17 protein-coding genes are annotated in these 15,362 nt (G+C 55.8%); 4 read left to right on the top strand and 13 right to left on the bottom strand.

Annotated elements, in window-relative coordinates; translation table 11 throughout:
- Positions 1-88: 88 nt before the first annotated feature.
- The 8 genes from OCA8868_RS09055 to trpS all read right to left on the bottom strand — a co-directional run bounded on the left by OCA8868_RS09055 (position 89) and on the right by trpS (position 6,393).
- Complete coding sequence (locus OCA8868_RS09055; RefSeq protein ID WP_093996273.1) at positions 89-1,087, bottom strand: BMP family lipoprotein; 999 nt, start codon at positions 1,085-1,087, stop codon at positions 89-91.
- A gap of 151 nt (positions 1,088-1,238) precedes the next feature.
- Complete coding sequence (locus OCA8868_RS09050) at positions 1,239-1,664, bottom strand: GNAT family N-acetyltransferase (protein WP_093996272.1); 426 nt, start codon at positions 1,662-1,664, stop codon at positions 1,239-1,241.
- Positions 1,661-2,242, bottom strand: a complete 582-nt coding sequence (gene tsaB / locus OCA8868_RS09045; protein ID WP_093996271.1) for a tRNA (adenosine(37)-N6)-threonylcarbamoyltransferase complex dimerization subunit type 1 TsaB — start codon at positions 2,240-2,242, stop codon at positions 1,661-1,663. The genes OCA8868_RS09050 and tsaB overlap by 4 nt, the downstream gene beginning before the upstream one ends.
- Before the next feature lie 6 nt (positions 2,243-2,248).
- Entirely contained in the window at positions 2,249-2,809 is a 561-nt protein-coding gene (locus OCA8868_RS09040) for a NifU family protein (RefSeq protein WP_093996270.1), read from the bottom strand.
- A gap of 143 nt (positions 2,810-2,952) precedes the next feature.
- Positions 2,953-3,294, bottom strand: a complete 342-nt coding sequence (locus OCA8868_RS09035) for a hypothetical protein (RefSeq protein ID WP_093996269.1) — start codon at positions 3,292-3,294, stop codon at positions 2,953-2,955.
- Positions 3,295-3,772: 478 nt separating this feature from the next.
- Positions 3,773-4,228: a universal stress protein gene (locus tag OCA8868_RS09030; RefSeq protein WP_093996268.1), complete on the bottom strand. Its 456-nt coding sequence runs from the start codon at positions 4,226-4,228 to the stop codon at positions 3,773-3,775.
- Between the two features lie 67 nt (positions 4,229-4,295).
- On the bottom strand, positions 4,296-5,354 hold the full coding sequence (locus tag OCA8868_RS09025) for a hypothetical protein (RefSeq protein WP_093996267.1): 1,059 nt from the start codon (positions 5,352-5,354) through the stop codon (positions 4,296-4,298).
- Positions 5,355-5,373: 19 nt separating this feature from the next.
- Complete coding sequence (gene trpS / locus OCA8868_RS09020; protein WP_093996266.1) at positions 5,374-6,393, bottom strand: tryptophan--tRNA ligase; 1,020 nt, start codon at positions 6,391-6,393, stop codon at positions 5,374-5,376.
- Between the two features lie 79 nt (positions 6,394-6,472).
- On the opposite strand from trpS, the gene OCA8868_RS09015 reads away from it, so the two are divergent.
- The gene (locus OCA8868_RS09015) at positions 6,473-7,165 is read left to right on the top strand and encodes a rhomboid family intramembrane serine protease (protein WP_245848153.1); all 693 of its coding nucleotides are present in this window, start codon (positions 6,473-6,475) and stop codon (positions 7,163-7,165) included.
- Positions 7,166-7,167: 2 nt separating this feature from the next.
- The gene (locus OCA8868_RS09010; protein ID WP_093996265.1) at positions 7,168-7,566 is read left to right on the top strand and encodes a VOC family protein; all 399 of its coding nucleotides are present in this window, start codon (positions 7,168-7,170) and stop codon (positions 7,564-7,566) included.
- 39 nt (positions 7,567-7,605) lie between these two features.
- Here OCA8868_RS09010 and murJ read toward each other — a convergent pair whose 3' ends face one another.
- From murJ to OCA8868_RS08985, 5 genes are read right to left on the bottom strand one after another with little or no spacing between them, the layout of a single operon-like run.
- A complete protein-coding gene (murJ, locus tag OCA8868_RS09005; protein ID WP_093996264.1) occupies positions 7,606-9,180 on the bottom strand; it encodes a murein biosynthesis integral membrane protein MurJ in 1,575 nt (524 codons plus the stop codon).
- Between the two features lies 1 nt (position 9,181).
- A complete protein-coding gene (locus OCA8868_RS09000) occupies positions 9,182-9,427 on the bottom strand; it encodes a YdeI/OmpD-associated family protein (RefSeq protein WP_093996263.1) in 246 nt (81 codons plus the stop codon).
- A 16-nt stretch (positions 9,428-9,443) separates the two neighbouring features.
- A complete protein-coding gene (locus tag OCA8868_RS08995; protein WP_093996262.1) occupies positions 9,444-10,028 on the bottom strand; it encodes a dimethylsulfonioproprionate lyase family protein in 585 nt (194 codons plus the stop codon).
- Between the two features lie 28 nt (positions 10,029-10,056).
- Positions 10,057-12,846 carry a [protein-PII] uridylyltransferase gene (locus OCA8868_RS08990; RefSeq protein WP_093996758.1) on the bottom strand — a complete coding sequence of 930 codons (2,790 nt, stop codon included), beginning with the start codon at positions 12,844-12,846 and terminating at the stop codon, positions 10,057-10,059.
- Complete coding sequence (locus tag OCA8868_RS08985) at positions 12,836-14,032, bottom strand: penicillin-binding protein activator (protein WP_093996261.1); 1,197 nt, start codon at positions 14,030-14,032, stop codon at positions 12,836-12,838. The genes OCA8868_RS08990 and OCA8868_RS08985 overlap by 11 nt, the downstream gene beginning before the upstream one ends.
- 86 nt (positions 14,033-14,118) lie before the next feature.
- Between OCA8868_RS08985 and rsmI the strand changes: the two genes are divergently transcribed.
- Entirely contained in the window at positions 14,119-14,979 is an 861-nt protein-coding gene (rsmI, locus tag OCA8868_RS08980) for a 16S rRNA (cytidine(1402)-2'-O)-methyltransferase (RefSeq protein WP_093996260.1), read from the top strand.
- Positions 14,976-15,347: a YraN family protein gene (locus OCA8868_RS08975; protein ID WP_093996259.1), complete on the top strand. Its 372-nt coding sequence runs from the start codon at positions 14,976-14,978 to the stop codon at positions 15,345-15,347. The genes rsmI and OCA8868_RS08975 overlap by 4 nt, the downstream gene beginning before the upstream one ends.
- Positions 15,348-15,362: the final 15 nt, after the last annotated feature.

The following is a 15,362-nucleotide window of genomic DNA, read 5'->3' as shown; positions in this document are numbered from 1 at the left end:
TGTCGCTCCCCCTGTCGTAAATCGTTTAAGCAAAGGGCCGCGCCGATCTGATCAGCGCGGCCCTTCTGTTACCGTCTGTTAACCGCTCTTAGAATTCAAGAGCCGGGCACGTTTCGTCAGACATGTAGTCGTGAACCATCAGCTCACCTGAGGCCATTGCAGCAGCGGCTTCATCAACCATTGCCTGCATCTCGGCGGACACGAGGTCAGCGTTGTGCTCGTCCAGTGCGTAACCGACGCCGTCATTGGAAACGCCCATGACGTTAAAGCCAACTTCAACACCTTCACCAGCAACAAAGCTTTCGTAGACAGCATTGTCGACGCGCTTGAGCATGGATGTCAGAACCTGACCCGGGTGAAGGTAGTTCTGGTTCGCATCAACACCAATGGACAGGATGCCTTCGTCAGCAGCTGTCTGAAGCACACCGATACCGGTGCCGCCAGCCGCAGCAAACACAACGTCAGAACCCTGAGAGATCTGGCTGAGTGTCAGTTCGGAACCTTTTACGGGGTCATTCCAAGCGGACGGCGTTGTGCCTGTCATGTTGGCGATCACTGTCGCGTCAGGGTTCGCAGCCATTACACCTTGGGCGTAGCCACAAGCGAATTTGCGGATCAGTGGGATGTCCATACCGCCAACGAAGGAAACGATGTCAGTCTCGGATGCTTCAGCAGCCATCATACCAACAAGATAAGACCCTTCGTGCTCGTTGAAGACAACAGAACGCACGTTTGGCGCATCAACAACCATGTCGATCAGAACGAACTTGGTGTCAGGGTAGTCGCCAGCCGCTTCGGAAAGCGGTGTCGCCCATGAGAAACCAGCCATAACGATCGGGTTGTTGCCAGCTTCGGCAAAACGACGGATCGCCTGTTCGCGCTGCGCGTCAGATGTGATTTCGAATTCAGCGAATTCTTCGCCAGTTTCTTCAGCCCAACGCTGTGCGCCACCGAAAGCAGATTCGTTGAATGACTTATCGAACTTACCGCCGAGGTCATAAATGATTGCAGGGCCGTCAGCCCAAGCAGCACCAGCTGTCAGAGCCAGCGCAGTGGTTGCGCTAAGGATTTTGGTCATAAGGGTCATAAAACTCTCCCAAGTTTTTGTTGGAGGGCCGCATGTAGCAGCGATCCCGGATCTATGGCGCACCGATGCGATGGGCCGATTTTTTCGATCATGGGCAAATTAGGCAATGCGACGCGGAAAAGATCAACCGATTCTTAGCACTTAGGCGGCTTCAGGTGGTCTCGTCGGTAGGCGACGCTACGGAAAGCACGGATTTCATGCAAATCGCGGTGGCGCCGTTTGCGTAGTAGTTGGGTCTGCGTGAAAACTCGGTGAACCCGCAGCGGGCATACAGCGCGAGGGCAGGGGTGTTGTCCTCTGCCACGTCCAGAAAGATTTCTTGGACGCCTTGGTGACCAAGGATGCGCAGGGCCCGTTCCAAGTTTCGCGTGGCGAGGCCGCGACCTTGGCATTCAGGGTCTGACGCGAGGGTAAGAATTTCCGCTTCAGGCCCTGCAAGACGCAGGACGACGAAACTGGCATCAGAGCCGTGAAGAAACACATTCGGATCATCAAGATACTGTGCAAAGTCTTCTTCGGGCCAGCCGTTCCCGCCAAACGCGGTGGCGTGCGTGCGTGCTAGGCCTTCAGGCGTCATGGCAAAATAACGGGTGGTTTTTCACGTGGAGGCGCCGCGTCGGGCGCGCGAACGTAAACCGGCGCAGGCCGCGCGAACGGCTCAGTTTCCTGAGCCACCCGTGCGGCGGCGATTTTTGCGACCGCTTCGATCATTTCTTTCGCATCTGGTGCGGGTGCTGCCCCATCTTCCTGACGGGGAGCGTTCGTGCCCGTGTCGCTCAGCTCAAGCGCATAACGCTGTTCCCTTGGCGCGGGTAGATAGGCAGTGAACGGGCGCGGTTTTTCAAACGCGACGGCTTCAAAGCCGTTCACACCAATCGCAGGTTTGCCAAGCCCAAGCGCGAGGCCCCGCGCAGCGGAAACAGAAATGCGGATCCCGGTGAAGTTCCCTGGCCCGGTCCCAACAGCAATCGCGTCAAGATCAGCCCATGTCGTCTCGTTCTCGGCCAAGACCTCCTCTAACAACACCATGAGACGTTCGCCTTGACCGCGTGACATTTCCTCAACGCAGCTGACGATCTTTCCGTCAGATAGCAAAGCGGCGGCACAATGTGCCGCCGATGTATCAAATGCTAAGATGGTTGGCCCCATCTTCATAAAATCCTATGCGGCAACGGGGCGCACCTCTAGAACCTCAGGGATGTAGTGGCGCAACAGGTTTTCGATGCCCATTTTCAATGTCATGGTCGAACTCGGGCAACCCGCACAGGCGCCTTGCATCTGCAAGTAAACAACGCCGCGCTCAAAGCCGTGGAATGTGATGTCGCCGCCATCTTGTGCAACGGCTGGGCGTACGCGTGTATCAAGCAGTTCTTTGATCTGGTTGACGATATCACCGTCTTCGCCGGTGTGTTCAGCATGTCCAGAATCTGCCTGCGCACCGGTCATTACCGCCGCACCAGACTGGTAGTGCTCCATGATGGCGCCCAAAATCGCGGGTTTGATGTGGTCCCATTCAACGCCGTCCGCCTTGGTGACAGTCACGAAATCGGCGCCAAAAAACACGCCCGTGACACCCTCAACCGCGAAAACGCGTGTTGCCAAGGGGCTATTCCCAGCGGCCTCGACGCTCGCAAAATCGGCCGTTCCGGCTTCTAGCACGGTCTGGCCTGGTAGGAACTTCAGCGTTGCCGGGTTCGGTGTTGATTCAGTCTGGATAAACATGGGCAGCAAACCTTTTTTGTCAGGATTTAGATATGCGCTCGCCAGAGCGTGAAGTCAAGGTTTGGAATGGTTCTAAAGTATAAACGCATACGGACCGCCCAATGTTTGGACGGTCCGCAGCGGGGAGAGACAGGGGGGCAGTTTTAGTTGTTAGTGTCGAAGCGCAGAACTTCTGAGTCTACAACCTGACCACCAACTTTCAGCAGCGCGATTGCGTCACCGTATGCTGGTGCAATTTCAACGTCTACGGACGGGTTGCCGCCAGCGTGCACGTTCTCTGAGCCGAGCAACTTACCTGCTTGGCCGTTTGTGTATGTGTAGATCTCAACGACGCCAGCACCTTCTGCAACGACGAGGCCCAGTTCAACTTCTGTTGTCCGCTCTGTGGACGCTGCGAAGTTTGAAAAATAGCTATCTGGGCTAGCGGAAGCGATTGTTGCGGAAGCTGCGATTGCTGCGAGTGCGAGGGATACTGTCTTGAACATGGTATTTCCTTTCTTGCGCCCATCTGGGGCGGTTTGTTTTGCCGGTCGTATTCTTCATACGAGGGGCGGTTTAATTTTTGTCGATGCAGTGTTGTTCTGCGTTTCGATGAGACTGAATTGGACCCTCAACAGCTGTTCTGAAACCCCCTGAGGGAACACGAAAAACTGATCGGCCTTTGACGATATTTAGGTCTTGAAATGTGAATCTACGGGCATGGAAGCGGATCACATGACTGGGCGCACCATGGTTCGAAACGATGTGTGCATCCGCGCACAAATCATTGTTTCAAACGCTCACAACAGCATCGAAAATTTTTTTAAATTATTTCAGGATTTCTCAGTTCTGTGATGGGAAGCTGATGAAATATCGGGATTTTTCGTCGCAACCATGGTCATGTCGGCGAGCTAGAACCCGAAGGCCGCGCGGAAATCCGAACGTTTTTCTGATGGTTGGTACTGTTTAGACCGTCGTCCGGGCTTAGCTGATCGCTTCAAGCCGTTCCTTTGACATATCACCGGGAACAATTGTCATCGGGATGGGCAATGACCCTGCTTGTTTTGTCATCGCGGTAATGAGCGGGCCGGGCCCCTTTTTGTCCGTCGCCGCGCCCAAGACCAAAACACCAACTTCAGGGTCTTCGTCGATTTGCGCAAGGATCTCCGTCACTGGAACGCCTTCGCGGATCACCAATTCTGGGTCAACGTTCTGCTTGTCACGCATCCATTTGGCGTAAACTTCGTAATGGACCTCGATACGTTCACGGGCTTCGGCGCGCATAACGTCCGCCACGCCGATCCAGTGGTTGAACTCATCAGGTGGAATAATGGAAAGCACTTCAACGCCGCCACCTGTTTTGGCAGCACGCATCGCAGCAAACCGCATCGCGTTCAGGCATTCACGGCTATCATCAAGAATAACGAGGAACTTGCGCATTATTGTCTCCATTCAACATGTAGACTTTGCCGGAGAGCGATCAATCGCGCAATCGATATTTACGAGGTTATCGCAACAGGCGCCGCGTTCCGCGAAGGGCGCCATTGCCGCATTGCTGCGCGATAAACACCAATATGTTCAATCCCAAGGCATATAGCCCCAGAGCCGCGCCAAGCGCTAAGTCGCTTATGCGAACCATCGCACGAAAGACACGTGATTTGCCCAAGACTTCAAATATACCGCGTGTTTTGTGTCCAAATATATCGCTAACCCGTGCCATGCGTGCCGCGTCTTGCGTGTTGTCCACATAACGCAGCAACGAAATGGCCTCTGCGACAGATGTATTATCCGCCACCCGGCTTAATGATCCGCCCAGATCGCTGAGTTCACCCAATTTGGCGCTGTCGACCATTTCAGCCGGGCCAATACGGAACCGCGCAAGGTCGCCAAACCTGTCCCAGCGCACGGCATCGCTCATCAAACGGGTCAACCGCGCTGTCAGTTCAGGCGTCAACGTTCCCAGCCGGCGCGCCATGCGCAACACTGATGTGCCGGCTTTCAATGAATAACTGGTGCCGCCAGTGGCCAGTACCGCACCCGTTGCGCCCAATCCGACAATCGCCAACCCGACATCAAGGCGATCCACGTCGCCGCCTTCTATATATGTAACTCCTGCTCGCCTTAACGCGTTCACGTCGCCAGCAGGGGTAAGTTCAAATGGTAAAGCGCAGGTTCCGATCTGGGCCAGAGTACCGCAGGACGTGATATCAACCGCACACGCGCCGCAAGCCGTACTGCGCGCTAAAAATCCAGACGCCGCCGCATCCAAGTCGGCGATGTCAGCCACCAAATCAGGCGGCAAGACCACGCCGAAGTCGTTGGCCAGCCCCAACAGCAGATCAAGTTGCATCAAGTCCTGTTCAAAAATGGCGACCTGAATGCGCGGCAACAACCACGCCAAATCCACCTCGCGGGCCATCACACGGGTCAGCTGCGCTTCGATCTGGTTTGACGTTCGCTCAACTAACGGCGCAGCAAACGGGGAATGTGCAAGCAACCATGCAGTACAAACAGCGGTTGCCGCAAAAGGTGTTAGATGCAGGCTTAGGTAAACAAGTCGCCTCATCCAGCCTGCCTCATTTTGATTATGACCGTAGTAGACCAACGATGTCGTAGGTTTTGTCCAAAATAGGCGTTGCAATCGCGCGCGCTTTCTCTGCGCCACGGGCCAGTTTGCGGTCAATCTCGGCCGGATCATCCATCAGACGCTTCATTTCGTCAGAAATCGGCGCAAGCTTGGCCACAGCCAGTTCCGCCAACGCAGGTTTGAACCGACCCCACTGTGCCCCCGCATATTCCGCAATCACGGCATCCGGCGTCATGTCATTCAGACCGGCGTAAATATCGACAAGGTTTTTCGCCTCTGGTCGCCCAGCAAGCCCTTCAACGGTTTCTGGCAGCGCCTCAGCGTCGGACTTCGCCTTCTTGAACTTCTTGGCGATCTTGTCAGCGTCATCAAGCATGTTGATGCGCTCCATGTCGCTCTCGCCGGACTTGGACATTTTCTTGGTGCCGTCGCGCAGGTTCATAACCCGCATGCCCGGACCTTCGATCACTGGTTCAGTGATTGGAAAGAAGTCGACGCCAAAGTCGTTGTTAAACTTGTTGGCGATGTCGCGGGTCAGTTCAACGTGCTGCTTTTGGTCTTCGCCCACAGGAACATGCGTCGCGTGATACAGCAGAATATCCGCAGCCATTAGGGACGGGTAGGCGTACAAACCAAGAGAAGCCTTCTCGGCGTTCTTACCGGCCTTGTCCTTAAATTGCGTCATGCGGTTCATCCAGCCCACACGGGCCACGCAATTGAAAATCCACCCCAACTGCGCATGTTCCGGCACTTGGGACTGGTTGAACAGGATGGACTGTTCAGGATCAATGCCAGACGCCAGCATCCCAGCCGCCAGTTCACGGGTGCCGGATTTCAGCGCCTCAGGGTCCTGCCAAACGGTGATCGCGTGCAGGTCCACCGCGCAATAGATGCTTTCCGTGTCGCTGCTTTGCATGTCGACCCAACGCTTGATCGCACCCAGATAGTTGCCAAGCGTCAAACCACCGGATGGTTTGATGCCGGAAAAGACGCGCGGTGTGAAATTGGTTTCAGTCATGATGCGTTCCAAAGCTGGATTTCGGTTTCACAACCGCTTACCCATGCCCCTTAACGCCGTCAACCGAATGGACCGCCCCATGCACGACTCCGAGCCCGCAGAAAACCCGTTTAACGCCGTCCCGTTTGTGCCGCTAATATTGGTTTTGATCATCGCTGGTGTTGAATTTACGCTGAGTGCTGCTGCCAATGGCATGATCGGTGGGGCACAGGGCGTCGGCTGGCGATCTGCCGTTTTCGGGGAAATCCAATTCTACCCCGAAATCATGACCGAAGTGTTTGAACGCGGGCGCGGATCGTTCGACTACTATAAGCGTTTTGTCACGTACCCCTTCGTGCACGCCAATTTCTCCCACGCGCTTTGGGCCTGCGTGCTCCTGCTTGCGCTTGGTAAATTTGTCGGAGAAATCTTCAGCGCCGCTTCATTTCTTATCCTGTTCTTCGCGTGCTCGATCTTCGGCGCCGCGATCTATGGCCTTCTGTCATGGCAAAACACCCAACTCATCGGCGCATATCCCGGCGTCTACGGGCTGATCGGGGCGTACACCTATCTCATGTGGCTCACGCTCGGGCGCATGGGGGACAATCAGTTCAAGGCCTTCACGCTGATTGGCATCTTGCTGGGCATCCTCCTCGTCTACTCAATGATCTTCGGCTCCTCCCCGACTTGGATCGCCGAAGTTGCTGGCTTTCTGGTTGGCCTATTCATCGCCCCGCTTCTTGCACCGGGTGGCTGGGCCGCTTTCCTAAACCGCATCCGTCAAAGGGAATAGATATGTCTAAAACCATCGGCCTCAATCACCTCGGTCTCACTGTGCGCGATCTGGACCAGACAACGCGCTTCTTTGAGGACACCTTGGGCTGGGACGTGACTGCGCGTGACGAAAGCTATCCACGCACCACGGTCACGGACGGTTCGTTGCGCCTCACGCTGTGGCAGGTGCAAACGGACACCCCCGCGCCGTTTGATCGCAAGACAGGGTTGGGCCTGCACCATCTCGCGCTTGAGGTGGCAGATGAAGAAACCTTAAACGCCCTTGCCGCTACACTCGCCCAGACGAAGGGCGTCGCAATCGAGTTTATGCCCGAACCAATAGGCAGCGGCCCTCGCCAACACATGATGTTTGCAGAACCAGGTGGTTTGCGGATTGAATTGCTCTGGTCAGGGGCCTGACTCTCTTCGGTTTCTTTGGCTCTTAAATACTCAAATACGTTAGCCGCGACGCATCGCTGCCTTGAATTCTGAAAGCCGGAATGCGCCAATCAAATGGCCGATCAGGAAGTAGCTGCCAATCCCGATGAAGACGACAATGGCTAGCGCGAAATAGCGTATTGTCCCCATCCCAAGATAAGGGCCAATCGCCAGGACAGCACCCAATAGCAACGCACCCATCAATATGGACGCAAGTACGATCCGCCAGAAACGTGTTTTGAACCGCGCATCAAATTTCGCGGCGTCCCCCATAGACCGGCTACCACTCCAGAGAAGCCAAACCATGATCCAACCCGCCAGCGTGGTGGCAACGGCGGCAGCGATGTAGCCGATGTAAATCGACAGACCAATAGCGACGATAGCATTCACCACCATCGCAACAGCGGCAAAATAGAACGGGCGCTTCGTGTCTCCGCGCGCGAAGTACAGCGGCTGAAGGGATTTTTGCAAAACGAATGCAGGCAGCCCTGCGCCGTAAACCATCACGGCAAGCGCCGTCGCCGCAGCGTCATCAGAATCAAACGCCCCGCGCATAAACAGGACTTCGACAAGTGGAACAGGGATCACCATCAGCGCGACCGCTGCGGGGATCGTCAACGCCAGCGAAAGCTCAGTCGCGCGGTTATAGGCATCTCGCCCACCAACTTCGTCGCCTGCCGCCAAACGGCGGCTAAGGTCGGGCAGCAGCACCACGCCGAGCGCAATCGCCACGACGCCCAGTGGAAGTTGATAGAGGCGGTCTGCATAGGACAGCCATGCGATGGCCCCATCAAAATAACTGGCCACTTGGCGACCAACCAGCAGGTTGATTTGCACAACACCACCCGCCAACATCGCAGGCGCAGCGATGATAAATAGCCGCTTCAAATCAGGCGTTAGGCGCGGAAGGCGCAACGCCATCGCGAAACCCGCCCTCTTTGCCGCAAACCAAACCAGCGCCAATTGCGCGATCCCAGCTAAAGGCACGGCCCACGCGAGGTGGCTGCCGATAAAGCGGGTTGTTTCAGCGCCTTCTTCGACTGCAAAAGTTGCGCTGAATGCGGCAAAACCAATTGCGGCAATGAAGATCACGTTCAACAAGACGGGCGCCGCGGCTGCCGCAACAAAACGGCCTGTCGCGTTCAGCACACCGGACAGCAATGCCGCCAATGAGATGAATAAAATATAGGGAAACGCGATTTTCCCGTAAGCGACTGCAAGATCGAAGCGTTCATCTCCGACAAAACCGGATGCCATCGCGGTCACCAGCCACGGCATCAACAGAATGCCGATCGTCGTGAACGCGGTCAGCGCAAAGGCCATAAAGGTAAAGGCGTCCTGTGCGAATGTTTTCGCGTCAGAGTCCGTTTCAAGCTTCTTTGCAAACATCGGCACAAAGGCCATGTTGAACGCGCCCTCTGCAAAGAAGCGCCGGAACATGTTTGGCAATGAAAATGCGATCAGGAATGCCTGCGCCACGGGGCCAGCACCCAAATACCCTGCGATCAGAATGTCGCGTACAAAACCAAGGATGCGGCTAAGCAACGTCCAAACGCCAACGGTCAAAAAGCCGGAGAGTAGGCGGATCGGTTTCAAGTCAGTCTTCCTTACACGGCTTTGGTTGCCACTCCATTCCCATGTAGCCGTGGCCTGCCGCAAGCTCTGAAAGCATCTTTTCCAACCGGCGTTGCTTTGTGTCCTCGCGCTTTGCCGCTGTGATCCAGCCAATCCAGTCGTTTTGCTGATAGGCAGGGCGCGCATCAAACACCATGCGCAGGTTACGTGCATCTAGTGCTGCGCTAACAAAAGCAGGCATTGGATGAATGTCTCGCGTTAGGGCCATTGGGCATCTTTAGGATTTAGGGTGTTAATTTGGGGCCGCTGTCAAATCCGTTGCGCCAAAGCACAAGCGCCAACACGGGATGATCATGGGTCGTCATTGCGTGGGGCTGGCTGCTGGCGTGAAAGGACGTATCGCCGGCCGTGAGGGTTTCTGATGCCTCACCGTGGCGATGAAATTCCGCTTCTCCCGCCACAACAAAGTAGATTTCCTCGGCAACATGGTCGTGCCAAGGATAGTGAAGCCCAGCAGGCATATAGACCATATAGGCGCGCATGCTTTCACTGGTGAACGCCCCGCCGTCCCCGATCAGACAATAGCATCCGAAGCGATCCAAGAAATCTTGCCCGATATCTGTGTCCTTATAGGTTTCGCGCCATTGTGCGTGTGGGGCCGCGGCAATGAATGCGTCCCGTAGCGGGCCGTATCGATCGCTAACCAACCCTTCTTCGCGCTGCAGCAGGTCGGTCGACACAATATGAAACGGCGTCACATCCTGCGCAGCGGCGTCGTTCGGGAATGGGCAAAAGCTTTGCAGGGACGGGGAAGTTTCATGCAGGCTTTGAACCTCGGCGAGAAGATCGTTCCAAGTATGACCGTGCATCTCAAACCCTTCTTGTCCCGTGCAGTTGCTAACCCGAATCCCTCTCAACACCTTGCATGATAGCGTCACGCAACTTTCGTTCTAAAGCGTTTCGTTTGCTCTCGGCGTGAAATTTGAGGCCAAACATGTCTTTGACGTAGAACGTGTCCACCACCTGTTCACCATAGGTCGCGATAACCGCGCTTGAGATATAAACGTTAGCGTTCGCAAGCGTACGGGTCAGGTCATGCAAAAGGCCAAGACGGTCACGGGTGTCGACTTCGATGATCGTGTAAATCTCCGAGCCTTCGTTATCAAAGGTGATAGAGGTCGGAACCCTGAACGCTTTTTCACGCTTCTTGAACTTGCCCTTGTCCGCAAGTGCTTCACGCGGAACGATCTCACCCTGTAGCGTTCGCTCAATCACTTGACGCAGGCGGGGCAGGCGGGCTTCCTCATAGGGGTGGCCGTCGCTGTCCTGCACCCAGAACGCCGCCGTTGCAAAACCATCTTTTGATGTGAACGTTCGGGCGTCTACGACGTTGGCGCCTGCAAGGGACAAAGCCCCACACATACGGCTGAAAATACCGGGGTGGTCGGCCATTGCGAAACAAACACGCGTCGCGTCGCGGTCATCATCAGGTGTCAGGTTGATGCGGACTTCATCCGTGCCGATCCCTGCCAGTAGATTTGCGAAATCAACATGGGCGGTCACGTGCAAGCCCTGCCAATAGGGCGGGTAATGACGCGCGACTTCTGCTCGCAAGGCTTTCTCGGACCAATCGGGAAGCGCCGCACGCAAGTTTTTGCGCGCCTCCGTGCCGCGTTCTTCGCGGTTGAGGGCTTCCATGCCGTTCTCAAGCGCAAACCGCGTCTGACGATACAGCCCACGGATCAGCACGGCCTTCCAGTTGTTCCATGTATCCGGCCCAACGCCGCGAATGTCACACACCGTCAGCACGCACAGCAGATCAAGCCGCTCAGTCGTCTTCACCGCCTTAGCAAAATCACGCACCGTGCGCGGGTCGGCGATATCGCGCTTTTGCGCCATGTCCGACATCAGCAAATGATAACGCACCAGCCACTCAACCGTTTCACAATCCTTCTTGGACAACCCAAGACGCGGCGCGACCTTGCGCACGATTTTCGCCCCTAGGATCGAGTGATCCTCATCGCGCCCCTTACCAATGTCATGCAGCAACAGCGCGACATACAAAACCTTGCGGTTGATGCCACCTTTGATGATGGACGCCGAGACGGGCAGCTCTTCGTCCAGTTCCGCGCGTTCGATCTTGGCGAGGTGGCTGATCGTTTGGATCGTGTGCTCGTCCACCGTGTAGTGGTGATACATATTGAACTGCATCATCGCGACGATGGCTTCAAACTCGGGAATAAACGCGCCCAGAACACCAAGCTCGTTCATCCGCCGCAAAGCGCGTTCCGGATTGCCGTGTTTAAGCATCAGATCAAGGAAAATACGTCGCGCTTCTTTGTTGGCGCGCACTTCGTCGTCAATCAAATACAGGTTGGCTTTGATCAGGCGCATGGCATCGGAATGGATCAACGTACCGGTACGCAGCGCTTCCTCAAAAATGCGCAACAGGTTCAGCTTGTCTGTCAGAAAAGCGTCAGGGTTCTCGACAGTCAGGCGGTTGTGTTTGATCGCATAGGGGGCCTTCGCCTTTTTCTTGCGGATAAACAGGCGCTGCAACATGGGTTTGGCTTTTAACAGGGCTTCTTCCTGAGCAACCAAGAAGATTCGAGTCAATTCGCCAACATCGGTCGCGAAACGAAAATAGTCCTGCATAAAGTGTTCGACCGCACGACGTCCGCCACGGTCCTTGTAGTGCATGCGATCCGCGACCTCGACCTGCATGTCAAACGTCAGCTGGTCTGTGGCGCGCCCAGTCAGCAAATGTAGGTGACAACGTACGGCCCAAAGGAATTCATGCGCGGCTTTGAATTCTTCATATTCGTCTTGTGTAAAGACCTTGAATTTCACCAGCTCAGACGCGTCTTTCACCCCGTGAATGTATTTGCCGATCCAGTAAAGCGACTGCAAATCGCGCAAGCCGCCTTTGCCTTCTTTCACATTCGGTTCGACCATATAGCGCTGGCCGCCTTGCTTTTGATGGCGTTCTTCACGTTCAACAAGTTTGGCTTCGATGAACTCAGGAATTGTGGATGCGAATAGCTCGGTGCGCAGGCGTTCCGTCAGTTCTACGGCAAGGGCTGCGTCGCCTACTAAGAAACGTTCTTCAACAAGGCTCGTACGGATCGTGTAATCTTCGCCGGCCAAGCGCAGGCAGTCTTTGACCGTGCGGCTAGCATGGCCGACCTTCAGCTTCAGATCCCAAAGGATATAGAGCATCGATTCGATCAGGCTCTCGGACCAAGGTGTCAGTTTGTAGGGCGCAAGGAACAGCAGGTCGACGTCGGACTGCGGTGCCATTTCGCCGCGTCCGGACCCGCCAACAGCAATCAAAGCAAGACGCTCTGCTTCGGTCGGGTTGTTGAGTGGATGTAAATGCGTTCTCGCCAATTCAAAGACTTCGATCACGATCGCATCCGTCAGCCAGGCATAGGCCTGAGTGGTTGGAATAGATTCAAACGGCGAGGCTAAAAACGCGGCGGCAATCCGGTCACGCCCAGATTTGATCGCATCCTTAAGAATCGGCACAACCGCTCTGCGGCGCTCACCGCCGCCTGTTCCGCAATCAGCGATTGCTGTGTTGATCGCATCACGCAAAGCGCCGCGGTCGAGAATATCTTCCGCGGCGCAAATTAGGTCCTCAGGGACCGGTAATTGGTTTGGATCGAAGGTCAGATCAGGATCCACCGCGTCCAAAAGATTGCGGTGCCGGATCTACGATCGAAACTTGGTTGTTCACGATCCGCGCAACTGCAAGCGCACGTTGGTTGGTTCCATCTGGGCGAAAGCGGAAGATGCCTGTCGCACCAGCAAAGCCGGACGCACGGGTCAACGACCCGGACGTAAGCGCGTTGCGGTCACCTGTGGCTGCCAAAGCACCAATCGCGGCGATACCGTCATATGCAATGCTCGCAAGCGGGTGCGGCGCGGAACCGTAGGATTCCTCATAGCGGTTGCGGAACGCAGCTTCGCGGCCAGCGTTTGCCATTGCAAACAAACCGCCCTGCAAACCCGGAAGTGTCGCCGCCTGTGGTGCCGCATCCCAACGGGTGATTCCAACAAGTGGCGTATTGGCAGGGTTCAGGCCCTGATCATCCAAGGACGTCGCCAAGATGGGCAAGCCACCTGCAACGTTGTCCGTCACGAACACAGCCTGCGCGCCGCTGGCGTTTGTCGCCGCTGCGATCGCTGGTGCACGGGCGAAAATTCCTTCTTGGCTGAACGGGTATGCCTCAACACCGGACACTGTACCACCGGCCGAGCGGATGGATGTTGCAATTGAATCGCGTCCGATCGAACCAGCAAGATCATCCTGATGTACGATCATGAACTGATTGATGCCCTGTGTGCCCGCATAGCTTACCAAACGATCAGAAACATTGCCAAATGTGTTCCCTAAAACAAAGACATTGCCGCCAGCAATCGCTGGGTTATTCGAGAACGCCAAAACGTTAACGTTTGCGGGCGCTACAGTGACGCCAACCGCGTTTGCGCTGGCCGCATCGAGTGGCCCAAGGATAATCTTGGCGCCATCCGCTATCGCAGTTGCAGCCATCTGGCTTGCCTGACCAGGATCACGGGCGGTGTTGTAAACCCGCAGATCAATCTCGACACCGTTGAGGTCTGCAATCGCCAAACGCGCAGCATTTTCAATGCTGGCAGCGATCGCGCTGGCTTCCGCTTGCCCTGATCCACCGGGGACAAGCAACGCAACCTGCACGGGCGCATTCGGATCGATTTGCTGGCCGGAATTGCCCCCCACACCGGGCAAGGCAAGGTCACACGCTGCCAAGAACGCAACCGCGGCAAAGGCGAAAATTCGGGTTGCAATTGGGCGAACAGCGGCAGGGTGGCTGGGCAAACGGGCTGACATGGACTATCTCACTTCCTTTTGGTGGCGGGCATTGTGCCGCCGCATCTTGGCGCGCATCATAATGCGCCCATCCTGAGGGTCTAGGTATGAATCATCGCACAATTCCCCTATCCGCCGGACTTTACCTATGTGCCGTGCCAATCGGCAACGCGCGCGACATCACGCTGCGCACGCTGGATATTCTGGCGAGCGCTGATGTGATTGCCGCCGAAGACACTCGGAGCACGCGTAAGCTAATGGAAATCCACGGAATTTCCGCAGGCAAACGTCCGATGGTGGCCTATCATGACCATTCGCAAGCAACCGTGCGTGACCGATTATTGGCCGCAGTACGTGACGGAAAATCTGTCGCTTATGTCTCCGAAGCAGGCACGCCACTTGTTGCCGATCCGGGGTATAAATTGGCCGCAGACATGCGCGAGGCCGATCTACCGCTGACAACAGCCCCTGGTGCATCCGCTGTGTTGGCTGCCCTGACGGTGTCAGGCCTTCCGAGCGACGCGTTCCACTTTGCGGGATTCCTGTCCAACAGCTCAGGCGCGCGCCGCACGGCGCTTGATGGCCTAAAAGATTTGCAAGCGACCGTAGTTCTCTACGAATCCCCAAAGCGGATTCACGCAATGTTAAATGATTTGCGCGAGGTTTTGGGGGAGGCTCGAAAGGTGGTGATCTGCCGCGAGCTTACGAAAAAGTTCGAAGAAGTGCTGACAGGTACACCCTCTGATCTGTTGGAACAGTTAGATGGACGCGCGCTAAAAGGCGAAATCGTTGTCCTGATCGACCGCGGTGAAGTCGCAGAGTTAAATGAGGACGACGTGAAAGAAGCACTTTTGTCAGCCATGCAAACCATGCGCGTGAAAGACGCGGCAACGGCCGTGGCGGGTGCCACAGGCATGGCCCGTCGCGACGTGTACCAATTGGCACTTAGCCTGAAGGATCAAGCATGACAGCCAAACAAGCACGGGGTTTAACGTCGTATCATGCAGGTCTCGCTGCGGAAGATATCGTTGCGCAACGCTATGCCCGCGCTGGGCACCCTGTCTTGGCAACACGTTGGCGCGGGTCATGCGGTGAAATCGACCTTGTTGCGCAGGACGGTGACGGCGTAATTTTCATTGAAGTAAAGAAAAGCCGCAGCCACGCTCAGGCGGCCACGCACCTGACGCGCCGCCAGATGGATCGGATTTATGGCGCGGGCTCCGAATTTCTTGCGAGCCAGCCACGGGGCCAATTGACGGACGTGCGCATTGACCTTGCCTTAGTAGATGGAGTTGGTCGCGTCGATGTGATCGAAAACGCATTTATGGCTGCCTGATCATTGCGCTTGGCG

Source organism: Octadecabacter ascidiaceicola, assembly GCF_900185015.1.
Classification (GTDB): domain Bacteria; phylum Pseudomonadota; class Alphaproteobacteria; order Rhodobacterales; family Rhodobacteraceae; genus Octadecabacter; species Octadecabacter ascidiaceicola.
Note: the sequence above shows the minus strand (reverse complement) of the source record. Positions and strands in the feature narration are given on the sequence as shown.